The organism is Paenactinomyces guangxiensis (assembly GCF_016055185.1).
Lineage (GTDB): Bacteria > Bacillota > Bacilli > Thermoactinomycetales > Thermoactinomycetaceae > Paenactinomyces > Paenactinomyces guangxiensis.
The window spans coordinates 143306-168574 of the sequence record NZ_JAECVR010000001.1 but is presented as its reverse complement, the minus strand read 5'-3'; the positions used below and the strand labels follow the sequence as shown (position 1 = coordinate 168574).

At 46.4% G+C, this 25269-nt stretch carries 22 protein-coding genes, 1 other RNA gene and 1 pseudogene; 17 read left to right on the top strand and 7 right to left on the bottom strand.

What is annotated here, in order from left to right:
• Window positions 1-15: 15 nt before the first annotated feature.
• From I8U27_RS00870 to I8U27_RS00810, 13 genes are all read left to right on the top strand, one after another.
• The gene (locus tag I8U27_RS00870) at window positions 16-837 is read left to right on the top strand and encodes a pyruvate, water dikinase regulatory protein (protein WP_181750375.1); all 822 of its coding nucleotides are present in this window, start codon (window positions 16-18) and stop codon (window positions 835-837) included.
• Entirely contained in the window at window positions 834-3512 is a 2679-nt protein-coding gene (gene ppdK, locus I8U27_RS00865) for a pyruvate, phosphate dikinase (protein WP_181750376.1), read from the top strand. The genes I8U27_RS00870 and ppdK overlap by 4 nt, the downstream gene beginning before the upstream one ends.
• 363 nt (window positions 3513-3875) lie before the next feature.
• Window positions 3876-5714: a DNA primase gene (dnaG, locus tag I8U27_RS00860; RefSeq protein WP_181750377.1), complete on the top strand. Its 1839-nt coding sequence runs from the start codon at window positions 3876-3878 to the stop codon at window positions 5712-5714.
• Between the two features lie 60 nt (window positions 5715-5774).
• Window positions 5775-6863 carry an RNA polymerase sigma factor RpoD gene (gene rpoD / locus I8U27_RS00855; protein WP_374057899.1) on the top strand — a complete coding sequence of 363 codons (1089 nt, stop codon included), beginning with the start codon at window positions 5775-5777 and terminating at the stop codon, window positions 6861-6863.
• A gap of 223 nt (window positions 6864-7086) precedes the next feature.
• Window positions 7087-8226 carry an acyl-CoA dehydrogenase gene (locus I8U27_RS00850; protein WP_181750379.1) on the top strand — a complete coding sequence of 380 codons (1140 nt, stop codon included), beginning with the start codon at window positions 7087-7089 and terminating at the stop codon, window positions 8224-8226.
• A gap of 35 nt (window positions 8227-8261) precedes the next feature.
• The gene (locus I8U27_RS00845) at window positions 8262-9905 is read left to right on the top strand and encodes an AMP-binding protein (protein ID WP_181750380.1); all 1644 of its coding nucleotides are present in this window, start codon (window positions 8262-8264) and stop codon (window positions 9903-9905) included.
• Between the two features lie 118 nt (window positions 9906-10023).
• The gene (locus I8U27_RS00840; RefSeq protein ID WP_181750555.1) at window positions 10024-10629 is read left to right on the top strand and encodes a GNAT family N-acetyltransferase; all 606 of its coding nucleotides are present in this window, start codon (window positions 10024-10026) and stop codon (window positions 10627-10629) included.
• 66 nt (window positions 10630-10695) lie between these two features.
• On the top strand, window positions 10696-11814 hold the full coding sequence (gene hppD, locus I8U27_RS00835; protein ID WP_181750381.1) for a 4-hydroxyphenylpyruvate dioxygenase: 1119 nt from the start codon (window positions 10696-10698) through the stop codon (window positions 11812-11814).
• 205 nt (window positions 11815-12019) lie between these two features.
• The gene (locus I8U27_RS00830) at window positions 12020-13507 is read left to right on the top strand and encodes a M1 family metallopeptidase (protein ID WP_181750382.1); all 1488 of its coding nucleotides are present in this window, start codon (window positions 12020-12022) and stop codon (window positions 13505-13507) included.
• 180 nt (window positions 13508-13687) lie between these two features.
• Window positions 13688-14440: a tRNA (adenine(22)-N(1))-methyltransferase gene (locus tag I8U27_RS00825; RefSeq protein ID WP_181750383.1), complete on the top strand. Its 753-nt coding sequence runs from the start codon at window positions 13688-13690 to the stop codon at window positions 14438-14440.
• A complete protein-coding gene (locus I8U27_RS00820; RefSeq protein WP_181750556.1) occupies window positions 14416-15522 on the top strand; it encodes a Nif3-like dinuclear metal center hexameric protein in 1107 nt (368 codons plus the stop codon). The genes I8U27_RS00825 and I8U27_RS00820 overlap by 25 nt, the downstream gene beginning before the upstream one ends.
• 100 nt (window positions 15523-15622) lie before the next feature.
• An RNA gene (gene rnpB / locus I8U27_RS00815) (RNase P RNA component class A) lies at window positions 15623-16037 on the top strand.
• Between the two features lie 285 nt (window positions 16038-16322).
• Window positions 16323-16586, top strand: a complete 264-nt coding sequence (locus I8U27_RS00810) for a spore morphogenesis/germination protein YwcE (RefSeq protein ID WP_181750384.1) — start codon at window positions 16323-16325, stop codon at window positions 16584-16586.
• A gap of 149 nt (window positions 16587-16735) precedes the next feature.
• Here I8U27_RS00810 and qoxD read toward each other — a convergent pair.
• The 4 genes and pseudogenes from qoxD to qoxA form a co-directional block, all read right to left on the bottom strand.
• Window positions 16736-17056: pseudogene (gene qoxD, locus I8U27_RS00805) on the bottom strand (cytochrome aa3 quinol oxidase subunit IV); the annotation flags it as partial.
• Entirely contained in the window at window positions 17049-17684 is a 636-nt protein-coding gene (gene qoxC, locus I8U27_RS00800; protein ID WP_181750386.1) for a cytochrome aa3 quinol oxidase subunit III, read from the bottom strand. The gene qoxC and the pseudogene qoxD, both read right to left, overlap by 8 nt.
• A 15-nt stretch (window positions 17685-17699) precedes the next feature.
• Window positions 17700-19634 carry a cytochrome aa3 quinol oxidase subunit I gene (gene qoxB, locus I8U27_RS00795; protein WP_181750387.1) on the bottom strand — a complete coding sequence of 645 codons (1935 nt, stop codon included), beginning with the start codon at window positions 19632-19634 and terminating at the stop codon, window positions 17700-17702.
• Window positions 19631-20569: a cytochrome aa3 quinol oxidase subunit II gene (gene qoxA, locus I8U27_RS00790; RefSeq protein WP_309506080.1), complete on the bottom strand. Its 939-nt coding sequence runs from the start codon at window positions 20567-20569 to the stop codon at window positions 19631-19633. The genes qoxB and qoxA overlap by 4 nt, the downstream gene beginning before the upstream one ends.
• Before the next feature lie 351 nt (window positions 20570-20920).
• Between qoxA and I8U27_RS00785 the strand changes: the two genes are divergently transcribed.
• The 4 genes from I8U27_RS00785 (at window position 20921) to hxlB (ending at window position 24296) form a co-directional block, all read left to right on the top strand.
• Window positions 20921-21955, top strand: coding sequence for a LacI family DNA-binding transcriptional regulator (locus tag I8U27_RS00785; RefSeq protein WP_181750558.1), 1035 nt, complete (start codon window positions 20921-20923; stop codon window positions 21953-21955).
• A 159-nt stretch (window positions 21956-22114) separates the two neighbouring features.
• Window positions 22115-23080, top strand: a complete 966-nt coding sequence (locus I8U27_RS00780) for a sugar kinase (RefSeq protein ID WP_181750388.1) — start codon at window positions 22115-22117, stop codon at window positions 23078-23080.
• Window positions 23081-23094: 14 nt separating this feature from the next.
• Entirely contained in the window at window positions 23095-23751 is a 657-nt protein-coding gene (hxlA, locus tag I8U27_RS00775; RefSeq protein WP_181750389.1) for a 3-hexulose-6-phosphate synthase, read from the top strand.
• Entirely contained in the window at window positions 23748-24296 is a 549-nt protein-coding gene (hxlB, locus tag I8U27_RS00770; protein ID WP_181750390.1) for a 6-phospho-3-hexuloisomerase, read from the top strand. The genes hxlA and hxlB overlap by 4 nt, the downstream gene beginning before the upstream one ends.
• Before the next feature lie 80 nt (window positions 24297-24376).
• Here the strand turns inward: hxlB and I8U27_RS21225 are convergent, their stop codons facing one another.
• The 3 genes from I8U27_RS21225 to I8U27_RS00755 all read right to left on the bottom strand — a co-directional run bounded on the left by I8U27_RS21225 (window position 24377) and on the right by I8U27_RS00755 (window position 24796).
• A complete protein-coding gene (locus I8U27_RS21225; RefSeq protein WP_181750559.1) occupies window positions 24377-24499 on the bottom strand; it encodes a zinc ribbon domain-containing protein in 123 nt (40 codons plus the stop codon).
• A 101-nt stretch (window positions 24500-24600) separates the two neighbouring features.
• The gene (locus I8U27_RS21220) at window positions 24601-24720 is read right to left on the bottom strand and encodes a hypothetical protein (protein ID WP_374057897.1); all 120 of its coding nucleotides are present in this window, start codon (window positions 24718-24720) and stop codon (window positions 24601-24603) included.
• Complete coding sequence (locus tag I8U27_RS00755; RefSeq protein ID WP_181750392.1) at window positions 24701-24796, bottom strand: helix-turn-helix domain-containing protein; 96 nt, start codon at window positions 24794-24796, stop codon at window positions 24701-24703. Before I8U27_RS00755 ends, I8U27_RS21220 begins: the two co-directional genes overlap by 20 nt.
• Window positions 24797-25269: the final 473 nt, after the last annotated feature.

Below are 25269 nucleotides of genomic sequence, written 5' to 3'. Positions count from 1 at the left end.
GAGAGACCCATTTCGATGAAAGAGCATCAACCAGTTGTCTATGTCGTTTCCGACTCTGTAGGTGAAACGGCTGAATTTGTCGTACGAGCAGCATCGAGCCAATTTAACGGAAACAATATGGATATTCGCCGGATCCCCTATGTGGTCGATCGGGAAACGATTGTGGAAACCGTTCAGGCCGCCAGAGAAGAGAATGCCCTGATCGCATTTACGCTGGTCGTTCCCGAACTGCAAAAGCTTCTCATAGAGGAAGCCAATCGGAAACAGGTACCCGTTGTTGATATTATGGGCCCGATGATCGATGGCCTTTCCAGGCTGTTTCACGGTCCTCCAAGGCGGGAACCCGGTCTGATTCATAAATTGGATGATGAGTACTTCCGTAAAGTGGAAGCCATCGAATTTGCGGTCAAATATGACGATGGCAGAGATCCGAGGGGACTTCTGAGTGCGGATGTGGTGTTGATCGGTGTATCACGCACCTCAAAAACTCCGCTCTCGATGTACCTGGCTCACAAGCGTTTAAAAGTGGCCAATGTTCCGCTGGTTCCGGAAGTAGAACCGCCCGATGAGTTGTTTTTGATCCCTTCCCACCGCTGTATCGGTTTAACGATTGAACCGCACCAGCTCAATAATATCCGCCGCGAACGGTTGAAATCCCTGGGATTGGCTTCGGGCGCGAATTACGCAAATATGGACCGGATTTTGCAGGAGTTGGAATATGCGGAAAAAGTGATTCGCAAAGTAGGATGTCCAAGAATAGATGTTTCCAATAAAGCGGTAGAAGAAACGGCCAATCTCATTCTCGACATGCTGAAAAAAGGGGGAAGTCCGGCATGACTAAAAAAGTAGTTTATTTATTTCGTGAGGGCCGTGCTGACATGAAATTTCTTCTGGGAGGAAAGGGAGCTAATCTGGCAGAGATGACACGCTCCCGCCTTCCTGTCCCGCCGGGATTTACCATTTCAACAGAAGCGTGTTCCTCTTTTTTTGCCGCCAATGAAACATTGACAGAGGACACGATGGGTCAGGTTCGTGCTGCCATCCGGCAACTGGAAACAGAGACGGGAAAACGGTTGGGAGATTCACAAAACCCCTTGCTAGTCTCTGTCCGTTCCGGTTCTGTTTTTTCAATGCCCGGTATGATGGATACCATTCTTAATCTGGGGTTAAACGACGAAACGGCTGAAGGGTTAGCAAAGCTTACCCGTAACCCCCGCTTTGCCTATGATTGTTACCGGCGTTTTATCCAGATGTTTGGTGATGTCGTTTTGGGTGTGGATTATTACCATTTTGAACAGATCATTCATAGCCGTAAAGAAGCACAAGGCTATAAACAGGACACGGAAATGAGTGCGGAGGATTGGAAATGGGTGATTGGACAATTTAAATCACTTATTCGGGAAAAGACGAAAAAGGAGTTTCCACAGGACCCCGAACACCAGCTAAAACAATCTATTATCGCTGTCTTTCAATCGTGGAATAATCAGCGGGCGCAAATTTACCGCAAAATCCATAAGATTCCCGATCATCTTGGAACAGCAGTCAATATTCAGATGATGGTGTTTGGCAATATGGGTGATGATTCCGGTACAGGTGTTGCCTTCACCCGTAACCCTTCGACGGGGGAAAAAGAATTGTATGGAGAATTTCTAATGAATGCCCAGGGCGAAGATGTAGTTGCAGGCGTTCGGACTCCTCAGCCCATTGCCCGGCTGAAACAGCAAATGCCGGCTGTTTATCAGCAGTTTCAAGAGATCTGCAACCTGTTGGAGCAGCATTATCACGATATGCAGGATATTGAATTTACTGTGGAACGCGGGCAGCTCTATATCTTGCAGACCCGGGCCGGAAAACGGACAGCCCAGGCTGCTGTCAAGATTGCCGTCAATATGGTGGAAGAAGGCATTATTGACCGTGATCAAGCCTTGATGCGGGTAGACCCGGACCAATTAAATCAAATGCTGCACCGTCGATTAGATCCTGAGGCTAAGCTGACTGTTATCGCTAAAGGATTGCCTGCATCTCCGGGAGCTGCATCCGGCAAGATTGTGTTTGACGCCGACCGGGCAGAAAAATGTGCACATGACGGAACACCCGTGATTCTTGTTCGTCCGGAAACAACCCCGGAGGATATACATGGAATTTTGGCTGCCCAGGGGATATTGACCAGCCGTGGCGGCATGACCAGCCATGCAGCTGTTGTGGCACGGGGAATGGGGAAAGCCTGCATATGCGGGTGTGAGCAGCTTGAAATCGATTTGCGTAAAAAAGAGGTGGCAATCGGCGAACTTCTATTGCGTGAAGGGGATCTCATTTCCATTGACGGGAGCACCGGGCAAGTGATACAAGGAGAAGTGCCGCTGATCGATCCGGAGCTGTCGGCGGAATTTAAACAATTGCTTGACTGGGCTGACCAAGTGAGAACATTGCAAGTGCGTGCAAACGCTGACAATCCTGAAGATTCGGCCAAGGCCAGAGAGCTGGGAGCGGAAGGGATCGGTCTTTGCCGGACGGAGCATATGTTTATGGAAGCCGGCAGGGTGCCGATCGTACAGCAGATGATCCTGGCGGAAACCAGAGATGAACGGCTTCAGGCTTTACAGAAATTGTTGCCGATGCAGAAAGAAGACTTTAAGGGAATCTTTGAAGTGATGGCTGGCCTTCCGGTCAATATCCGTTTACTGGACCCGCCACTGCATGAGTTTTTGCCTAATATTGAAGATCTGCTGGTGGAACTGACCAAAATGCAAATGGATGAACAGTCGGACCGTACAGAGCTGATCCGTAAAGAAGCCCTGTTGAGAAAAGTGCGTTCACTGCACGAGTTTAACCCGATGCTGGGACATCGCGGCTGCCGGCTGGGGCTCATTTACCCGGAAATTTACAAGATGCAGGCAGAAGCCATTTTTCTGGCCGCGGCCGAATGTCTGAAACAAGGAATTCAAGTTGAACCGGAGATTATGATTCCGCTGGTCGGCCATGTGAATGAGCTGAGACAGATGAGGGAATTGGTTGATCAGGCAGCTGAAGAGGTTCAATTGAAGACAGGGTGTACGATTCCTTATACGGTAGGTACGATGATCGAAGTGCCGCGTGCTGCTCTCACAGCGGGGGAAATTGCTGAAGAAGCTGATTTCTTCTCTTTTGGAACCAATGATTTAACCCAGACCACCTTTGGCTACAGCCGCGATGATGCAGAGGGTAAATTTTTGCACACATATGTAGAGAACAAGATCTTGCCTGATAATCCCTTTATCACCCTGGATACAGAAGGTGTCGGCCAATTGGTCCGAATGGGCGTGGAGCAGGGGCGCATGAAAAAACCAGGCTTAAAGACGGGAATTTGTGGTGAACATGGAGGGGAAAAGCGTTCCATCCAATTTTGCCACGAAGTGGACTTAAACTATGTGAGCTGTTCTCCGTTCCGGGTTCCGCTGGCACGCCTATCGGCGGCACAGGCAGTGATTCGGGCCAGATCCGGACAAAGCCAAAAAGAGATGCAATTGTCATAAAAAATTTGCATTCATTGCCCGGCAATTGTCGGGTATTTTTTTATTAAAATGATTCTAAGATAGAAGTAAAAGAATTTGTCAAGAGGGCAGGAAAGGGAGTGGTGAAATTTAGAACAACAATATATTCCATCCCCCTTCTTTCTAATTGTAAAAAAAGGTTAACAGAAGGAGAACCTATTTTTATGTAGAATAGGAGGATAAGGAATTCCAACAATTAAAGTCATCAAGATTATAGGAAATCATTTCCACACAAAAGATCTGAAGGACTTTGACGAATGATGGCGAATAGATAGAAGTTATTGTGGGAAATACACTTTTCCGGATAGAGAAATTTGGGTATAGGATAGAAAGCAGTGGTTTTCTATGCGAGGACGAATCCCTGATGACATCATTGAACGCATCCGCAGAGACTTTGATATTTTAGATGTCGTCCAGCAATATGTGCAGGTAAAGAAAAGCGGCAGAAACTATTTTGGTTTATGTCCGTTTCATTCGGAGAAATCCCCTTCTTTTTCCGTATCTCCGGAAAAGCAGATTTTTCATTGCTTCGGTTGTGGAGCTGGTGGCGACACCATCAAATTTGTGATGGATATCGAACAAATGACTTTTATCGAAGCCGTCAGACACCTCGCAGAACAGGCGGGGATCCACATTCCCGAGTCAGGTCCCGCTCTCAGTGGCAAAGAAGAGGAAGAGCGCCAGCAGATGAGGGAAGCGTTGAACTTGGCTTCTCAATTGTACCACCATGTATTAATTCATACTGAATACGGCACTGCCGCCAGAGAATACTTAAAGCAGCGTGAAGTCTCATCTGACACCATTGAAGAATTCCAGTTAGGCTTTGCACCTCCTTCATATCAGTTCCTCCTCCAGATACTTAAACGCCGGGGCTTTCAAGAAGAACTGCTTGAGAAAGCAGGTTTGATCGCTACTCGGGACTCCCCTTCTCAAAAAAAATATTTTGACCGTTTTCGTGGAAGGATTATGTTTCCCATTCATGATTCTCAAGGCAGGATCATCGGATTTGGCGGGAGGATCATCGGTGAAGGTCAACCTAAATACTTAAATAGCCCTGAAACGCCATTTTTTCATAAAGGGAATCATTTATTTAACCTTCATCGTGCGCGTAATCAAATACGTAAAGAGCAACAAGCCATTGTTTTTGAAGGCTATATGGATGCGATTACTGCCTGGCAGTCGGGCATCCGTAATGTGATCGCTACTCTGGGTACTTCGTTCACCGATGATCAAGCGAGGGTGGTCAAACGTAACGCCAGTACAGTGGTAATATGCTATGATGCAGACAGTGCAGGACAATCTGCGGCCTTACGCGGGTTGGAAATACTTAGCAATCATGATTGTACGGTAAAAGTAGCACAAATGCCGATTGGCATGGACCCTGACGATTATATTCGCCGCCACGGAGGGACAGCATTTAAAGAAGAAATCGTGGCCGCTTCGTTGTCATTAACCGCATTTAAACTGGAAAGTCTAAAAAAAGATTATAACCTGCGGGATGAAGACGAACGTATGAAATACCTGGCGAAAGCAATCGATGTGATCAGCGGTTTACCGCTGGCGATTGAACAGGATCACTATATGCGCCGGCTTGCGGAAGAGTTTCAGTTATCTCTGGAGGCCATCAAAGAGGAACAACGAAAGCGAAGAAGCCGTAAAAGGAGAGAAGCCAAAAGGGATAAAGAGCACAGTAAGTGGAATAATGGGTACCATGAGATTAGCAAACGTATGATCGGCAGATCACACCCTGTTTCTGTCGCCGAAAAGTCGGAGATGTTATTGATCGCACATATGATGCGGGACAAAGCGGTTGCAGACTGGGTTAAGAGTCATTTAGGCGCTGATTTTAATACTGAAATTTATGCTGCATTAGCTGCCTATCTTTACGCTTATTACGAACATGGGTATCCTGAAGACGCGGGAAGTTTTATCCGTTACCTTCCAAATGAATCTTTAATTCCCAAAGCCAGTGAACTGGCCATGCTGGAGTTACCTGACGAAGTTTCCGAAGAAGCCCTTCTCGATTACGTCCGACATATACGCAATTATCCCCTTCTGAAAGAGATTGAGCAGAAAGAGAAAATGGTTCAACAATTATCGCGTGCTGATGAACCCGTCAAAGCCGCCCAGCTGTCATTGGAGATTACCCGGCTGAGAAAACAATTACAATTGCGGATGAATTAAGCGAGTTCATCAGAAAGGAGGAAACATACTTTGGCGAACGAACAAAATGTAGATACAGAAATGGACTTAAACCTGGATCAGGTGAAAGATCAATTGACGGAAACCGGCAAAAAACAGGGAGTTCTCACCTATAAAACAATCATGGAAAAAATGGCCCCCTATGATCAGGATCCGCAGCAGATGGATGATTTCTTCGAGCATTTGAGCGAACAAGGTGTTGAAGTCCTGAATGATGCCGATGAAGATTATAATAGTCGTGAAAACGATGGGGACGATGCTGATGATTACCTGGATGATGATTTAAGCGTTCCACCTGGAGTGAAAATCAATGACCCTGTCCGCATGTATTTGAAAGAGATCGGGCGGGTTCCGCTGTTATCAGCTGAAGAAGAAGTGGAGCTTGCCAAGAGGATTGAAGAAGGCGATGAAGAAGCAAAACGGAGATTGGCAGAAGCCAACTTGCGGCTGGTTGTCAGCATCGCAAAAAGATATGTAGGTCGTGGCATGCTTTTCCTGGATCTCATTCAAGAAGGAAACATGGGCCTCATCAAAGCGGTGGAGAAATTCGATTTTCGCAAAGGTTTCAAGTTCAGCACGTATGCAACCTGGTGGATTCGCCAGGCGATCACCCGTGCCATCGCCGATCAGGCAAGAACAATTCGTATTCCCGTTCACATGGTGGAGACAATCAACAAGCTGATCCGTGTATCAAGACAATTGCTTCAGGAATTAGGCCGTGAACCGGCTCCTGAGGAAATTGCCCAAGAAATGGGGCTCAGTGCGGAAAAAGTCCGTGAGATCATGAAAATTGCTCAGGAACCCGTTTCACTGGAAACCCCGATCGGTGAGGAAGATGATTCACATCTCGGTGATTTTATCCCGGACGATGACGCGCAGGCACCGGCGGATGCGGCTGCTTATGAACTGTTGAAAGAGCAGTTGAAAGATGTGCTGGATACCCTGTCTGAACGGGAAGAAAACGTACTTCGCCTCCGTTTTGGTCTGGATGACGGCCGCACGCGGACTCTGGAAGAAGTAGGGAAAGTGTTTGGTGTCACGCGTGAACGGATTCGTCAAATCGAAGCAAAAGCGTTGCGTAAACTGCGTCACCCCAGCCGCAGTAAACGCCTGAAGGATTTTCTCGATTAATCAGCTTCTATCTCTTGCAGCACCTCATCCGGGGTGCTTTTTTTATTTTTTAGTCTTTTATTGATTCAATTTTATCCCTTTTCCCACGCGGATGCAAATGAGTTTATGGGCCGTCAAACCGAATATAATAGGGATTTCTAAAAATTCTTGAAGAAATGTAATGAATACACCTATAATGTTATTGAAAGCGCTAACAAATAGATAGACATAAGGAGTGGGGCTATTGAATTTTGATCTGACAGATGAGCAAAAAATGGTCCGTAAGTTAATGCGTGATTTTGCTGAAGGCGAAGTGGCCCCCGGTGCGGATGAAAGAGACCGCACAAAGCAGTTTCCCAAAGAAGTTTTCGCTAAAATGGCAAAACTGAACTTGATGGGGCTTCCTTTTCCCGAAGAGTACGGAGGGGGCGGAGCAGATTCCATCAGCTTTGCGATCGCTGTGGAAGAACTCAGCCGTGTCTGTGCCTCAACGGGAATTACTTATTCTGCACATATTTCTCTAGGCTGTGCACCCATCTATTTGTTTGGCACGGAAGAACAGAAACAAAAGTATTTAGTTCCGCTGTGTGAAGGAGAAACACTGGGTGCTTTTGGACTCACCGAACCCAATGCGGGATCGGATGCGGGCGGAACAAAAACCAGAGCAATTAAAGATGGTGACGAATGGGTCATCAATGGTTCAAAATGTTTTATCACAAATGCGAGTTACGCAAAATTTCTGGCTTTAACGGCAATGACGGGGAATATGGGAAATACCAGAGAAATCACAGCTTTTATTGTACCTACAGATGCACCAGGCTTTCGTGTTATAGATAATTATATCAAAATGGGGCTGCACAGTTCCAATACAACAGAACTTATTATGGAAAATGTTCGGGTTTCCGATCAGGAGATCCTTGGGGAGATTGGCAAAGGATTTAAGCAGTTCCTGATTACCCTTGACGGCGGGCGGATCGGAATTGGTGCCATGGCGGTAGGGATTGCCCAGGGAGCCTATGAACTGGCCTTAAAATACGCGCGCGAGCGTATCCAGTTTGGACAGTCTCTTTCCAAATTTCAGGCGATTCAGCATAAGCTGGCGGATATGCATATGCAGATTGAGCTGGCCCGAACATTTGTGTATAAAGCGGCCTGGCTGAAAGATCAGGGAAGAAAATTTACAAAAGAAGCATCTATTTGCAAACTGTACGCATCCGAAGTTGCCATGAATGTCTGCAACCAGGCTGTACAGATTCATGGCGGCTGGGGCTACATGCATGATTACAAAGTGGAACGCTTTTTCCGCGATGCCAAACTGACGGAAATTGGAGAGGGAACTTCCGAAATCCAACGAAATATTATTGCACGGGAAATTGGTTGCTAATCCCAATATGAATCCAATTCAAAGGAGGGGCACAGATGGCAGAGTTGATCAACATCACTGTAGGCAGCCTTCTCGACCGGCAAGCGGAGAAGGTTGGGGAAAAAGAAGCGGTTGTTTATCCGGAACTTGGATTGAGGTGGACTTATAAGGAATTTCAATCCGTTTGCAATCAAGCAGCCAAAGGATTGATGAGGCTGGGGTTAGACAAAGGTCATCATCTCTCCATCTGGGCTACCAACCAGCCTGAATGGCTGATTACACAGTTCGCAACCGGTAAAATGGGAGCCGTACTGATCACCGTCAATACCAATTATCGTACCCGTGAACTGGAATATCTCCTGAGTCAGTCAGATACGGAGACACTGATCCTGATGGAACAGGTGCGCGGAACCAGTTATGTGGATATGCTTTTTGAGATTTGCCCGGAGCTTAATACATGTGCCCCGGGACAATTAAAGTCAGAACGGTTGCCACGGCTGAAAAATGTGATTCTCCTGGGGGAAAAGCGCTATCCCGGCATGTTTCTGTGGAAAGATATGATTGAGATGGGAGCAGAAATGACAGATGAGAAGCTTTATGCCCGACAGCAGTCTCTGTCCCCTGATGATGTCATTAATATGCAGTACACTTCCGGAACAACCGGCTTTCCTAAAGGAGTTATGCTGACTCATTATAACATTGTGAATAATGCCCGTAACATTGCGGAGTGTATGAATCTGACCCCGGCCGACCGCCTTTGTATCCCAGTTCCCTTTTTTCATTGCTTTGGTTGTGTACTGGGTACGCTCGCCTGTGCCAGTGTGGGGGCGACCATGATTCCTCTTACCATGTTTGAGCCGGGAGCTGTCTTAAACGCTGTTGAGCAGGAGAAATGTACAGGATTGCATGGGGTACCAACGATGTTTATCTCCGAGCTGAATCATCCCGACTTTGCCAACACGGATTTCAGTACGCTGCGAACCGGAATTATGGCCGGCTCCAATTGCCCCATCGAAGTGATGCGAAGGGTAACCGGGGAGATGGGAATTACAGAGTTAACCATCGCTTACGGACAGACCGAGTCTTCTCCGGTCATTACTCAGACAAAAACCGATGATCCGATTGAGATTCGTGTAGCTACCGTCGGTAAACGCCTGCCCGGTGTGGAAGTGAAAATCATTGATCCCCAGACCGGGAAGGAAGTACCACCCGGAGTGCAGGGAGAACTATGTACACGCGGTTATCATGTAATGAAGGGCTACTACAAGATGCCGGAAGCGACCGCCGAAGCGATTGACGGGGAGGGGTGGCTGCATACCGGAGACCTGGCTGTACAGGATGAACAGGGATATTTTAAGATAACCGGACGCTTGAAAGATATGATTATCCGTGGCGGAGAAAATATCTATCCGCGTGAGATTGAAGAATTTCTCTATACACATCCCAAAATCCTTGATGTCCAGATTGTGGGTGTGCCGGATGAAAAGTATGGGGAAATCCCGATTGCCTTTGTCATAAAGAAAGAAGAGGTACAACTGACGGAAGAAGAGGTCATAAACTATTGTGTGAATCAAATAGCTAAATATAAAATTCCGGCGCAAGTTATTTTTTTGGATCAGTACCCGATGACTGCCAGTGGTAAAATACAGAAGTATAAATTGCGTGAACAATATGTGAACCAGTTCTCCAAAAAACAATAAATAAACATCTAAATCTAACCGAATCTAAACATAGGTTCGGTTTGTTTTTTTGGTTGTTTTCTGTAAAATTTGGTATAAAGAATTTTACTTAGAAATGGAGAAGCCAAAGATGGATCCACTGCCCCCGATCTTAAAAGACTTTCCCCATTCTTTTGAAACGGAGAGATTATTGATTCGCTTACCGCTGCCCGGAGACGGAGAATCGGTGAATGAAGCGATCCTCGAATCACTGGAGAGCCTGCAGCCATGGATGCCCTGGGCACAACATCCTCCTACAAAGGAAGAATCGGAAGCCAGTGTGCGACGCGCGCATTGCAAGTTTTTGGAGAGGAGCGACCTTCGTTTTCATTTGTTTGAAAAAGAAACAGGTGTGTTTATCGGAAGTAGTGGATTGCATCGCTTGGATTGGAGCATCCCCAAGTTTGAAATCGGATATTGGTGCAGGACGAGTTACACCGGTAAGGGATATATTACAGAGTCGGTTCGGGGCCTCACTGTTTTTGCCTTTGAAATTTTAAAAGCGAATCGCCTTGAAATCCGCTGTGATCAAAGAAATGTACGGAGCCGTAAAGTAGCGGAAAGGCTTGGCTACCGATTGGAAGGCGTTCTGCGAAATTGTCGTGTGGCGGTGGACAACCGATTGGAAAACACCTGTGTTTACTCGATGATCCCTGAAGAATTCCGCAGTCTTTCATTGCGACAAAGCGATGGCGCAGCACCGTAGATGCTTGCGTCGTTTTTTTTTCACAGTTAATCTGAAAGTAAAGACAGATCATAAGGGGGAAATGGTATGCTTCGTGATTCTTCCGTATCTGCAGAACTGAAAGACGATTTCTTGCCCATTCTTGACGTTGATTATCTTGAAATTTATACTGGGAACGCCAAACAAGCTGCCTACTTCTTCTGCCGTACCTTCGGATTCCGCCCCGTTGCTTATTGTGGCCTGGAAACAGGGAGCCGTGAAAAAGTATCTTATTTAATCGAACAGGGAAAGGTTAAATTTCTCATTAGCGGCGCTTACTCACCGGATCACGAGATTTCTGAATTTGTGAAAAAGCATGGCGACGGGGTCAAAGATATTGCCCTGCAAGTCAGCGATGTTGACAAGGCATTTTCGGAAGCGACTTCACGTGGTGCGATCGTCATCAAAGAACCTTTTGAAGAAAAAGATGAACACGGGGCAGTCAGGAAAGCAGTGATCGGAACCTACGGAGATACCATACACACCTTGATTGAACGCAAAAACTATGAAGGATTGTTTGCCCCCGGATTTGTTGCCTGTGACCTGGAGATTCCTTCAGAATCGACAGGTCTGGTAGCCATTGATCACATTGTGGGCAATGTTGAGCGGATGGATGAATGGGTTTCTTATTATGAAAAGGTGATGGGCTTTAAACAAATGATCCATTTTGATGACGAAGATATCAGCACGGAATATTCCGCTTTAATGTCCAAAGTGATGCACAACGGAAAAGGACGGGTCAAATTCCCGATCAATGAACCGGCGGAAGGAAAGCGGAAATCTCAAATACAGGAGTATTTGGAGTTCTACCGGGGAGCCGGGGTGCAACACATCGCCCTCCTCACCAATGACATTGTGAAAACAGTAGAAGCATTAAAGGCAAATGGTGTACCATTTCTCTCAACCCCCGAAACTTACTATGAAGAGTTGAAAGCAAGAGTCGGGAACATTGATGAAAAGGCGGAAGACTTAAAGCGGCTCAGTATTCTGGTTGACCGCGACGATGAGGGGTATCTCTTGCAGATTTTTACAAATCCGCTGGTCGATCGGCCCACTCTGTTTATTGAAATTATCCAGCGCAAGGGAGCCAGAGGTTTTGGGGAAGGGAATTTTAAGGCCCTTTTTGAGGCTATCGAACGGGAGCAAGAGCGCAGGGGCAACCTCTAAACAGACGGGGGGTAAAAACCGGTCTCATCGTGGAAGACGATTTGTTTGCCCCGTTTTCCAGCCGGGGGCAGACCCCAAAAAAAGATCAAAGAGTGGGAAGGAAGGGAACCACTAAAAACCGATCCGGAATCCTGTCATATTTTTACTGCAGTTGGGTCATCCTATTCAGGAACAACTGATTCTAACTGCAGGGGTGAATCGACAGATGAAGCGTCGGTTTTTTTCTTTTAGTATGAGTTTTGTCCTGGTCATGATGGCTTTGGTTAGTACCTTGGCAAATCTGCCGCCGGAGAGACAGCTTTCCGGAGAAGCTCCCGTCCGGCATAAAGCAACAGCTCCATCGGCAACGGCGGCAGCAGACCGGCCGATCTACAAAATAGAGGCCACATATGACCATCATAAAGATGAAGTGACCGGACATATGTCTGTTTCGCTTCCGAAAACGAGATCGGAGCCACAGACGGAGGTTTATTTTCATCTTTATCCCAACGCCTTTCACAAATGGAAATACGGGAAAGAGTCAAAGCCAAGCCGTCCCGGTTATATTCAAGTATCCCATGTAAAAGTAAACGGGACTCCGGTCAAGGCAAAGATCCGGGACACCATTATGAAAGTAAGGCTGCCCGAGCCTCTTCCGATTGGCAAATCTGCTAAAATTGAAATGGATTATCGCCTTCGCCTTCCATACGGAGGCACCCGCTTAAACGTTTATAAAAATACGGCTTTCCTTGCACAGTGGTATCCGATATTAGCCGTGAAGGATCAAGAGGGATGGCATTTAGAACCCTATACGACCACTGGTGACCCGTTCTATACCCAAATGTCCGACTTTGAAGTAACCTTTCGCGTCCCGCAAGGATACCGAATTATCTCTACCGGTTATGACCGGGCAAAGGATTATCGTTCCCCGGTTACGATCAAACAAGAAAATGTACGTGATTTTGTTGCGGTGTTAACCAGAGATTACAAGGTGCTGAAAGGAAAGGCAGGGGATACAGAGGTAAATCTCTGGTATCTCAAGGGAATGGAAGGTGTGTCTCAGATTCTTCGCGATGCCGCTGTTTCAGGAATGAATTTCTACAGCGAAAAGTTCGGGAAATATCCGTACAAGGAAGTTGATGTCGTTCTGGGTGAAACCGGATACGGGATCGCCGGTATGGAGTATCCCGGCCTGGTGACTTCAATTCCAAGAGTTCCGACAAGAAAAGGGCACAGCCCGGCCATAAACGTTGTTGTCCATGAGTTGGCACACCAATGGTGGTACGGTGTTGTGGGAAATAATCAGGTGAAAGAGCCCTGGCTGGATGAGGGATTAACCACTTTCTCCGAGTTTCTTTACATGCAGGAGAAAATGAAAGAAGATGAAAAAGATCTTCTGAACAGGGCCACTGTGCGAACCAACGAAATCCACAAAGCAGTCGGAGTTACATCTGCCGATTCACTTTATGATTATCCGGACTCCGTCTATGGATTAATGGTGTATATTCGCCCGGCGGCGATGATGTTTAACTTGATGGATGAGATCGGTAAAGATAAAGTAATCCGGATTCTGCATACCTATTACGATAAATTTCAATACCGGACGGCAACAACCCGTGATTTTATTCGTGTCGCGAATGAAGTTGCCGGCAAAGATTTAACTCCTTTCTTTCAGGAGTGGTTGTATTTTAAAGAAAAAAACAAAAAGGGATAGGCTAAAGATCCGGCAGGCCCATGCTTGCCGGGTTTGCCCTGTTTACCAGTTATGCCGTTTGCATCCGAAAGGCCTCCGGAATGAGATTGTTTTACTGTTTTGGAGGAATGCTCACCGAGCATTTGTGAGTGATGCTATAATAGAAAGGCGCAGGAACAGGGAAGGGACGATTGGCAGACGATGAAACGGGAGTTTCTGAATGATGATTGGCAGATTTCATATCGTTTACAAACGATTGCAGATTTTATACCCGATCAGATGCGTGTGGCTGATATCGGCGGAGATCATGCTTTTTTGTTACTGCATCTGGCCAAACAAGGGCGTTTGCGCCGGGGAATTGTGGGGGAGATAAATCCTGGCCCCTTTGAAAACGCACAGCACCGTGTTTCCATGATGGGGTATTCACCGTTGATTGAAGTCAGGCTTGGTGACGGGTTATCTGTTGTGGACCAGGATGAGATAGATGTTGTCGTTATAGCTGGAATGGGCGGGGCGTTGATTTCACAAATCTTAGAGGAGGGAAAAGAAAAGCTCTCCCATATCAAACGGTTGGTGCTACAGCCCAATGTCGGCGGCAGACGGGTTCGCACTTGGCTAAATGAAAACCATTTCCAAATCATTGAAGAGACGATTGTAGAAGAGGCCGGGATTTTTTATGAGGTGATCGCAGCCGAACCAGGCGAGGGACAGCATCTCTACCGGCATCCGAAACTGACTGCCGGACAACTGTTGGAGCTCGGTCCGATTTTATGGCGAAAGAAGCACCCGCTTCTCAAGAAAAAGCTGTTGGAAGATTGGCGTGCCAAACAAAAAATTTTGCGGCAACTGGAAAATGGAAGGTCGGAAGAAGCACGGAGAAGAAAAGAGGAATTGGAACAGGAAATGAAAGAATGGGAGAAGGTGATGACATGGCTGTCCGCGGAGCAGAATTGATCCAGTGTATAGATACATACGCTCCCCCGTCCTTAGCCATTGAAAATGATCGTATCGGCTTGCAGATTGGTGAACCCAATACGATTGTAACAGGAGTGCTTGTCACCCTGGATGTGACTGAGGCGGTGGTCGATGAGGCGATTCAGAAGGGAGCCAATTGGATTGTTGCCCACCATGCGGTCATTTATCAGCCGTTAAAATCCATTCGCACCGATCAACCGGCAGGGCGAATGATTGCAAAAATGCTTCGTCACGGGATCAATGTCTATATTGCGCATACCAACCTGGATGCGGCTGATGACGGAGTGAATGATGTGCTGGCGGAAAAACTTCAGTTAAAAGAGACAAAAGTCCTGATCCCCTATGGGGAAGAAAAACTGAAAAAACTGGTTGTTTTTGTACCTGAAGACCATCATGACAAACTGCTTCAGGCACTCGGAGAAGCCGGTGCCGGCTGGATCGGGAATTACAGCCACTGTACATTTAACACCCCGGGTGTGGGAACTTTTTTGCCCACAGAAGGAACCAATCCTTTTATCGGCAAACAGGGGCAGCTTGAGAAAGTGAAAGAGATTCGCCTGGAAACGGTTGTGCCTGAGAGGATCGAGCGGCAAGTCATTGATGCGATGTTGAATGCACATCCGTATGAAGAAGTGGCTTATGATGTATATCCTCTGGAGATCAAAGGAAAAGATTTAGGGTTCGGTCGGGTGGGCCGATTGGAACAACCTGTGTCATTAGGGGAGTTTGCCCGACATGTAAAACAAGCGTACCAGCTTGAAGGATTGCGGATCACAGGGGATCTGCAACAAAAGGTCCAATCTGTTGCCGTTTTGGGTGGCTCCGGCGGCAGATACTTCATGGATGCGAAACGTGCGGGAGCTGATGTTTACATTACGGGTGATATTGACTATCATGTGGCCCAGGATGCATTGGCCCACGGCTTACATGTGATTGACCCGGGCCATCATGTGGAGCATCTTGTGGTGGAACGCGTTTGTCAGGTCCTCATGCAAAAGTTGGAGAAAGCAGTGCCGATCTATGCATCCCGGGTTAATACTAATCCATTTCGCTTTTTTTGAATAAAAAAATAGGATTAGAGTGATACTAAAGCTGTATTTTCCGATAATTACCTGTTGATATAAACCGTTTCGTTTGTTAAAATTACCTCTGTTGCGGAGGAAAGTAAACAAGGCAATCGCCGGTGGTGTACCGCAAGGTCCCACGGGAGGAAAGTCCGAGCTCCATAGGGCAGGGTGCCGGCTAACGGCCGGTGGGGGCGACCCTAAGGCTAGTGCCACAGAAATGTAGACCGCCGATGGAGGCTGTGCCTCACAGGCAAGGATGCAACGGTGCGGTAAGAGCGCACCAGCAGCATGGAGACATGCTGGCTAGGTAAACCCCACCCGGAGCAAGACCTGATAGGAGATCCGCACATTTGTGCAGCTGTTGCCCGCAGCGATCTCGGGTAGGTCGCTTGAGCCGTGTAGCAATACACGGCCTAGACAGATGATTGCCACTCCAAGGGGTGGAAGACGAACAAGCCGTCGCTTGTACCACTCGGAGTACAGAACTCGGCTTATTGTTTGCTTTCCTGGAGAGCTTGTTTTCTATAAGACGCTGATCCGGCGTCTTTTTTACTTAGATCAAGCGCATTGCTTTTTACATACTTTAAAAGAACAGCTTCAACGATGATGTCTGCTTTTAAATATCGGAATGTTGGGCCATTTTATGGAGTTATAGAGTGTATTGGATGAATGGAGCCTTTTTGTACAGATATATGACATTGTCTCCCTGTTCTTGGTATACTGGATGTAACACAATGTTCACAAAGAGTTTTAAATCCTGTCACATTCAGTTGTTCAAAAGGGAGAGACTGATCATGAGCGTATTTATGGTTTATTTATTTGTAGCCAGCGCGACACCGTTGTTCTTATGGACGGAGAGAAGAAGGCTGGCTCTTTTGCATCTTCCGTTTATTGTTGCGATGTGGGTATATTTTATCCTTTATGTGACCACTGAATTAAGTGTATGGTCTCATCTTTTATTTGGCATCATCTTTATAGGCAATATTATTTTTGCACATGTTGCAGCATTTTTAATTTTTGCTTCTCCGGTTTTAGAACGTCGGCACAGGAAGATCTGATCAGGTAAGAGGGGAACAGGATGTCCCGAAAACGGAAGTACACGTTTTGGGACATCCGTATGGGGAAGGTTCTTTTTTACTTCTTATTGATGGTTTTCCAGTCGGGCGGGCGATTCAGAGTGCATTTCATGTGTTTTCTGTTTTCCGTCATGTGCTGCGTGTCCTGAGGACATGACCCAAATGGACCCGGCAACGATGGTTATCGCAATAAAAGCCGCATAAAGCATCGTCCCTGTTTGAATCTTTCCGCTGTTGCCCTCTGTTAAGTGCATAAACATAAGCAGTTGCAATACAGCTTGAAAAATAGCGAGGATGACGATCATAACCAGAATGGATTTTAAAGAAAGGCCGGATTGGAAGGCCACCCATAGTGCCATCAACGTCAGTACAATGGAAAGCACAAAACCAATGAGATGTTTCCACGGAAAATGGTTATGTGCCGGTGATGGACTCTGTTTGTGATTATCCATGGTTCATCACCATCCCTATCAAATACACACCTGTAAAAATGAAAATCCATATCACATCCAGGAAGTGCCAGTACAAGCTTGAAATAAACACTTTACTGGAAGTGGCTGCGGTCAGACCCCGTTGCTTTAACTGAATCATAATTAAAATGATCCAACCGAGACCAAATGTTACGTGGGCACCGTGTGTACCCGTCAGGACAAAGAATGAAGACCAGAAAGCGCTCGTGGATAACGTGACGCCTTCATGGATGTAATGAACAAATTCGTTTATTTCAAACGCTAAAAATCCTGCTCCCAATAACAGAGTTACGGTCAGCCAGACATACAGCCCTTTCAGATTCAAGCGGCGCATTTCATGAATTGCCAGTCCGCATGTGAAACTGCTCATCAGCAGAAAAAGGGTCATTATCAACACGCCTTTAACTTCAAAAAGCTCACCCGGCAAAGGGCCGCCCGCGGTTCGGTCCATCAGGACAAAATAAGTTGCAAACAGCGTAGAGAATAAAGCGATTTCCGCCCCGAGAAAGATCCAGAAGCCGAGAATGTTCAATCTTCCCGTTTCAGATTGATATTCTAAAGGCGTGTCAGGATTTGCGTGTTGCTGATGGTGCTTATACGCCTGTTCCAACTTTCCCGCCTCCTTTTATACAGATAGTTGTTCTGTTTTTTTAATCTCCTCGACGCTGACATAATAACCGTCATCGTAATCGAAGGAACGGAGAACCATACACAGCAGGGCACCGATGGCACCGCCAATGGCCAGCCACCACCACTCAAATACCAGGCCAAAACCGCTGATGAAGAGGAAAACAGACATGACAAACGGCCGGCCGGAATTCCTTGGCATATGAATCGGTTTAACAATTTCATTGTTTGATGGTTTATTCTGCTGTTTTATCCTCCAGAACGCATCTAAACCCGTTACTTCGGGGATTTTTGCAAAGTTGTAATGAGGGGGAATCGCCGTTGGAGTAGACCATTCCAGAGTGCGTCCATTCCAGGCATCTCCTGTTTGTTCACGTTTTGCATAGCGAAAGCTATAGTACATGTTGTATACGAGAAGAAAGAAACCGATCCCCATCAAGAATGCGCCGGCAGTGGCAACTGCGTTTAGACCAAACCAGCCGTCAGCAGCATCATAGGTGTATATCCGTCTCGGCATCCCGTCCAATCCCAGGAAGTACATGGGGAAGAAGCAGATGTTGAAACCGATCATGAACAGCCAGAAACACCATTTTCCAATCCGTTCATTCAGCTTGTGGCCGACCATTTTCGGATACCAGAAATGTAAGCCTGCAAAACAGCCGAATACCGTTCCGGCAATCAATACATAATGAAAGTGGGAAACCAGGAAATAGGTATTGTGATATTGATAATCAGCAGCCCCCATGGCCAGCATCACACCTGTCACGCCACCGATGACAAAGTTAACCATAAACCCGAGTGACCAGAGCATCGGTGTTGTAACCTCGATTTTTCCTTTATACATCGTAAACAGCCAGTTGAATATTTTAACACCTGTCGGAATGCCGATTGCCATTGTTGTGATAGAGAAGAAGGAATTAACCGCCGCTCCTGACCCCATTGTGAAGAAGTGGTGAACCCAGACAACAAAGCTGAGTCCGGCTATAACAACCATCGAATAAACCATGGCTTTATATCCAAACAGCGTTTTCCGGGAAAACGTACTGATAATTTCGGAGAACATCCCGAATGCGGGCAAGATGACAATATAAACTTCCGGGTGTCCCCAAAGCCAGAATAAATTCGCCCACAGCATGTCCATGCCGCCGCCGCTCAGTGTAAAGAAATGGCTGCCAAAAAGACGGTCAAAGGTCATCAGTGCCAAGGCGACTGTTAAAATTGGGAAGGCGAAAATAATGATGACACACGTAATCAATGTGGACCACGTAAACATCGGCATACGAAGCAAAGTCATGCCGGGAGCACGCATTTTAAGAATCGTGACCAGAAAGTTAATCCCTGTGAGCAATGTTCCGATCCCGGAAATTTGCAATCCGAGAAGATAATAGTTTTGGCCGGGTCCGGGACTCATCTCATTGCCGGCAAGGGGCATATAACTGGTCCAGCCGGCTGACGGAGAACCGCCAATGACGAATGAAATATTGAATAACATCGCTCCGAAAAAAAATGTCCAGAAACTGACGGCGTTCAAATACGGATAGGCAACGTCACGCGCCCCGATTTGCAGTGGAATCACAACGTTCATCAAACCGATTAAAAACGGCATGGCCATGAAGATAATCATAATGGTGCCGTGAGTCGTAAAAATTTCATTATAATGTTGTGCACTCAAAAAACCGGCACCCGGCACGGCTAACTGAGTCCTCATCAGAAGGGCGTCTACCCCGCCTCGGAACAGCATCAAAACGGCAGAAATGATGTACATAGTCCCGATTTTTTTATGATCAACAGTGGTAAGCCACTCATTCCACAACCATTTCCACTTTTTAAAATATGTCAGGACAAAAATAATCCCAAGTACAGTTAAGATAATGGAAACACCCGCACCTGCAATCAGCGGGTCTCCGGTGACAAAAAATTGGTCCCACTTCATTTGCCAGCCCACCTCTCTGAATGCGAATGGGAATGTTTATGAGGATTTTCTTTCGGTGTTTCCGGGGAATCCTCCAGCTGATTTCGCACCCTGAGCGCATATTCAGGGTCCTTTGCATGATCAACCCATTCTAAATGCGTGGAAGAAAAACTCATTTCCTGCGAATGACCTTCCTGCATGAAATCATCATATCGAGCTTTCGTAAGTTTCGGAGCCTTGCTTTGCGTTTCTTTAATCCATTGGTTAAAGTCTTCTTCTGTCTGTGCTTTAACTGTAAACTCCTGTTTTGCAAATCCTCTCCCGTTAAAGTTTGAATTTCTTCCTTCATACGTTCCGATATGGTCTGCCTGTAAGTAAAGCTGGGTTTCCATACCGGCCATCGCATACTTTTGTCCGCCCAGGGAGGGAATCCAAAAGGAAGACATCGAATCAGCTGATGTTAATTTAAACAGAACCGGACGACCTTTCGGAATATTTATATAATTGACAGTTTCGATGTTTTGTTCCGGATAACTGAAAATCCATTTCCAATTTACCGAGGTCGCGTGAATGACTAACGGCTTTTTATGAGCCGTTTCTTTCGGAGGCTGTTCCAGTGCATAAATCGTTTTCACAGTTGGAACGGCCAGTGCGATCACGATGAGAACCGGAATAAGTGTCCAGACAATCTCCAAAATCTTGCTGCCTTCCTGCTGGGGGTTATATCCTTTATGATTCTTACGCTCCCGATATTTCACAAGAATCCATGTAAACAACACATAGACGACAGCAATAATTAGGAGCATGAACCCAATCGACCAAAGAATTAAGTCTTTTTGTTGTTCCGCTACCGGTCCTTTTGGATCAAGAACTGTCAATCTGCTGCACCCGCCTGACAGAAAGACGGATATCATGATAAATCCTAACCTTAAAAACGGTTTGATCCGCTTAGTCACGGGCCCCACCTCTCTTCTGAACCGAAATCTGAAGCATTTTCCTCATCATAGCAGAGTGCAGACGTGAAATTATGTGGTTTTGAAAGACTTCATTATGTTTTCATGAAATGATTAACACTTGATCACAAATTTGACCAAAAAATAATACAATATTGTATAATATTTCCAAATAGATATTGGATTGTTCTCTCCTGCCAAATGCCAGTCTGTAATGCCGGATGGCTTTCTTGAGCAGTTTTTTCATTCAAGGTCTTTACACTGACTAAAGTTTGTACTACAATGGGACCGATTTCATGAAACCGATTCCATAAATTCCGTTACCGGAAGGTTGTTAGGCAAATGGCAAAGAGTATCAGAAAAAAACTGACAGAACGAGTAACAATTACAGATGTGGCACATACCGCGGGGGTTTCAAAAACAACGGTCTCCCGGTATTTAAGCGGGCAATATCACATCTTATCAGAAAATGCCCGTAACCGGATTCAAGAAGCAATCCGGGAGCTAAACTATCGGCCCAACCAGATGGCCCGGGGGTTGAAACAGGATCGCAGCTATTTGATTGGCATGGTAATCGCCGATATCACAAATCCTTTTTCAACCGCTATACTGCGAGGGGCGGAAGATGTATGCAAGCAGCGGGGTTACAGTATCATGGTTTGCAATACTGATAACGACCCGGCCAAAGAGCGGGAATATATCTTTATGCTTCAGTCACGCCGGATTGATGGCTTACTGATCAATACAACCGGACGAAATAATCAGTTTCTGCGCCAGTTGGCTGAAGAACATACAGCCATCGTCCTTGTTGACCGGAAAGTCCCGGAATTGGGACTGGATACGGTCGGTGTCGATAACGAACTGTCAACCAAAGAGGCGATCCGGTTTATGATAAACCGGGGATACGAGCAAATCGCCTTTTTCACCGAACCTCTAGAAGGAGTCAGTACCCGTCAGGAAAGGGCTAATGCCTTTAAAGACATACTTATTCAATATGGTTTCCCCGTGGCTGATTTGTATGAAGCAGATCTGCAACAGGCGGAGCCGTTATTGAAACAGCTGGAACGTTTTTTGGAGAGTTCCCGGGAAGGCAAACGGGCAATATTTGCTGCCAATGGGGTTATTCTGCTCAAATTGATTCATGCTCTAAAACATAAAGGGCTGCGTATTCCCGATGATGTTGCGATCGCCGGATTTGATGAGATGGAGTGGACTGATCTCATCGGGCCGGGTATTACGACGGTTTCCCAGCCAACCTATCAAATTGGGGTGACTGCGATGGAACGAATTTTTCGCCGCCTTGAAGGTGATCACTCTCCTTCGCAAAATATTGCTTTTGCCGGGAAGTTAATCATCAGAGGCTCTACACCTTCTGTGAAAGGTCTGTAATTCTTCTTATCTTGTTTTATCCGGTCCATTTGATTTACTGATGGTATCGGTTTCATTTTTAATAAAATAAGTGCTTTGCCTTCACAAATAGAGTCTTGTAAAACTGATTTCATTTTGTAGCTTAGCTATCGGGATGGAATTGAAGAAGGGAGATCGTAAATGAAATCATTAGATATTGTTACTTTTGGCGAAGCAATGGCCTTATTTATTGCGGATCAAATCGGCGAGCTGCATCAGGTGGAGCATTTTACACGAAATCTGGCAGGGGCTGAGACGAACGTTGCCATCGGACTGTCACGCCTTGGTTATCAAGTCGGGTGGGTAAGTAAGGTCGGAAATGATCCATTTGGCAAATATATCGTTGAAACCTTAAAAAATGAACAAGTGGATACATCACAGGTATCAGTTGATGCCAACCATCCCACCGGCTTTCAGCTCAAGTCAAAAGTGGTCACAGGTGATCCTCAAGTGCAGTATTTTCGCAAAGGATCGGCGGCCAGCCATATCAGTACCGGGGATTTTTCAGCCCCCTATTTTACTGCGGCACGCCACATGCATATGACAGGAATTCCGCCTGCGCTCTCCCGGACCGCATGTGCGTTTGCCCAACATGCACTCTCCGTGATGAAAGCAGCCGGAAAAACTATTTCTTTTGACCCCAATTTGCGCCCGCAGTTGTGGAGCAGCCGGGAAGAAATGATTCGTATCATTCAATCACTTGCCGTCCAGGCTGACTGGGTATTGCCCGGTATATCAGAAGGCGAAATTTTAACCGGATATTCACAGCCAAGGGATATTGCCGCCTTTTTCCTTGATAAGGGAGTGAAGCTTGTCGCCATTAAGCTGGGCCCTCAGGGAGCTTATTTCCGAACGGCTGATGAAGAACAAGAGGTTGCAGGATATCCGGTGGAAAAAGTGATTGATACAGTCGGGGCCGGAGACGGTTTCGCGGTTGGTCTGATTAGCGGAATGATGGATGGATTATCGACCGCGGAAGCCGTATTGCGTGGAAACGCGATTGGCGCTTTGGCCGTGATGTCCCCCGGTGATATGGATGGCCTTCCAACCAGGGACAGATTAACTGAATTTATGCGCCAATGCCGTAAAAACGACCAAGAATCATGAAAGGTGAAAACTCTATGAAAATACAACTTGCTCTCGACCGGTTCACGATTGAACAAGCGATTGCCATCACCAAACGGGTTTATCCGTATATTGATTGGATTGAAGTGGGAACTTCCCTGATCAAAGAGTTTGGCATGGAAAGTGTCAGGGCTTTGCGTAAGGAGTTTCCGGGCAAAACGATTGTTGCCGATATAAAAACATTTGACAATGCCGCATATGAATTTGAAATGTGTTATGCTGCGGGAGCCGATGTTGCGACTGTTATGGGAGCCTCTCCCGTCGTCACCATTGAAACATGTATGAATGTGGCTGTGAAACACGGGAAGCAGGTAATGATTGATCTGCTGAACACTTCAGATGATCAGTTGGAAAAATTAACTGTATACCGCGAGGCGATCTTTTGTGCGCATGTGAGTAAAGATCAGCAAGAAATCACCGGGCAAAAACAAGGCTTGGCAGGCATTCATTTGCCCGGCTCCCGGTTCCGGGATACAAACCGGAAAGTGGCCCTGGCGGGGGGAATTAACGCTGAATCTCTGCCATCTCTGGCAAAGGTTCAGCCGTCTGTTGTGATTATTGGGTCTGCAATTACAAAGGCTCAGGACCCCGTTCTGGCTGCCCGTACGATCAAAGCGTTGACTACATCGGCAGAAGGGGGAACTTCGGTATGAGTGATATTACTACCATCATGAATGAGATCGATACGGTTCTGAGTAAGCTGAAAAAGGAAGCGATCGCGGAGTTCACCTCTGTCCTTCAATCGGGAAAAAGGATTTTTGTTTCAGGTGAAGGCCGCTCAGGATTGATGGCGAAATCTTTTGCGATGCGCCTGATGCATCTGGGTGCAAATGTATTTGTGGTTGGCGAGACCATTACTCCGGCTCTGGAAAAAGGGGATGTTCTGGTTTCCGTTTCAGGCTCGGGAACAACCCAGAGTGTTTTGTTGGTTGCCAGAAAAGCCCGGGAACTCGGCTGTCCTGTCGTTGCTGTCACCACAAATCCTGAATCGGAGCTGGCCGGTTTGGCAACTTATACGCTGCATGTTCCTGCGGCAACCAAATATCGCCGCACAGGGGAACAGGCAAGTGTACAGCCTCTCGGGTCCCTGTTTGACCAGTGCACCCACATTTTGTTTGATGCGGTATGTTTACACTATGCGTCCTTAAACACGGTTGATCATGACTCCGCTTTTAAAAAGCACTCCAACTTGGAGTGAACCTCTCGCCATTGAAATGGCGAACTTCTCGTTTCATCTGGTGTAGCCACCCACTACCATTCGAAGGCGCGTTCCATGCCCTAAGCAAGGTTTAATTCCAGTTGACCGGGTCGTTCGGGAATGTAACCCTTTGCTTTTTTTAGGATATTCCGTGCTGCGTTCACATCCCGGTCTGCGGTATATCCGCAAGAGCAACGATGGATGCGTTCTCCTAGTTTTTTTCTTCACGATCTCCCCACATTTCGAGCAAGCCTGTGATGTGTTTCAGGGGTCCACCCATTCTACTTTCTTACCAGCGTATTCTTTAAACTCCGGACATTCTTTTTTGACGGAAGGAAGCTCGGTGGCTTGTAAGTGCAATTCCATGATATTTATAAGCGCTCTTTCTTTGCTCTAGCATACAGTTATACAGCCAGCGGCACATGAAAAAAAGAGTCCATTCTGATCTTCTTGATCTGCTCAGGGGTGGGATTCAGCTTAAACTTGTACGCCTTCCTCATAGGGCCTCACTCCTTTATTTGGTATTCAATTCCTGGTGATCAGAGGTTCTTTTTGCAATGATCCTCTCCCACCGTACCGGACCATCTACTACTTCTCGCATTAGCAATCCGTAGGATACGTTGTACTCTATAGGTCCTATTTACGGTCTTGCAGGAATCATTTTACGTGGTGACTGCTGCTCCTCACCACACCCCCAAATGACTCAGTGATCAAGGTACACATGTTCGCATGATGAATTTCGACACGTATTGCTTTTTTCCTTCTTTTAGGAAAAGAGTTTGTTCTAAGTATCCCCAGAAGGGGATACCAAACAAAGCCCAATTCATCTCACGCTTGTAGAAGCGGGAGACTTCTTGCGCAAGTATGTTAAATTGTGTTGCCAATAGCCACCTTGATACAAACTTTTCCTGTGAACAGGCGGAAATGTATTGACACGGAATCATTTTCGTAATAATATATTTGTACGAAACAA

Excerpts from the sequence above, each read along its gene's own strand:
- I8U27_RS00870 (WP_181750375.1), top strand. The coding sequence starts at position 16 with ATGAAAGAGCATCAACCAGTTGTCTATGTCGTTTCCGACTCTGTAGGT.
- ppdK (WP_181750376.1), top strand. The coding sequence starts at position 834 with ATGACTAAAAAAGTAGTTTATTTATTTCGTGAGGGCCGTGCTGACATG.
- dnaG (WP_181750377.1), top strand. The coding sequence starts at position 3,876 with ATGCGAGGACGAATCCCTGATGACATCATTGAACGCATCCGCAGAGAC.
- rpoD (WP_374057899.1), top strand. The coding sequence starts at position 5,775 with ATGGACTTAAACCTGGATCAGGTGAAAGATCAATTGACGGAAACCGGC.
- I8U27_RS00845 (WP_181750380.1), top strand. The coding sequence starts at position 8,262 with ATGGCAGAGTTGATCAACATCACTGTAGGCAGCCTTCTCGACCGGCAA.
- hppD (WP_181750381.1), top strand. The coding sequence starts at position 10,696 with ATGCTTCGTGATTCTTCCGTATCTGCAGAACTGAAAGACGATTTCTTG.
- I8U27_RS00830 (WP_181750382.1), top strand. The coding sequence starts at position 12,020 with ATGAAGCGTCGGTTTTTTTCTTTTAGTATGAGTTTTGTCCTGGTCATG.
- I8U27_RS00825 (WP_181750383.1), top strand. The coding sequence starts at position 13,688 with ATGAAACGGGAGTTTCTGAATGATGATTGGCAGATTTCATATCGTTTA.
- I8U27_RS00820 (WP_181750556.1), top strand. The coding sequence starts at position 14,416 with ATGGCTGTCCGCGGAGCAGAATTGATCCAGTGTATAGATACATACGCT.
- I8U27_RS00810 (WP_181750384.1), top strand. The coding sequence starts at position 16,323 with ATGAGCGTATTTATGGTTTATTTATTTGTAGCCAGCGCGACACCGTTG.
- qoxB (WP_181750387.1), bottom strand. The coding sequence starts at position 19,634 with ATGAAGTGGGACCAATTTTTTGTCACCGGAGACCCGCTGATTGCAGGT.
- I8U27_RS00780 (WP_181750388.1), top strand. The coding sequence starts at position 22,115 with ATGAAATCATTAGATATTGTTACTTTTGGCGAAGCAATGGCCTTATTT.
- hxlA (WP_181750389.1), top strand. The coding sequence starts at position 23,095 with ATGAAAATACAACTTGCTCTCGACCGGTTCACGATTGAACAAGCGATT.
- hxlB (WP_181750390.1), top strand. The coding sequence starts at position 23,748 with ATGAGTGATATTACTACCATCATGAATGAGATCGATACGGTTCTGAGT.
- I8U27_RS21220 (WP_374057897.1), bottom strand. The coding sequence starts at position 24,720 with ATGTGCCGCTGGCTGTATAACTGTATGCTAGAGCAAAGAAAGAGCGCT.
- I8U27_RS00755 (WP_181750392.1), bottom strand. The coding sequence starts at position 24,796 with ATGAGGAAGGCGTACAAGTTTAAGCTGAATCCCACCCCTGAGCAGATC.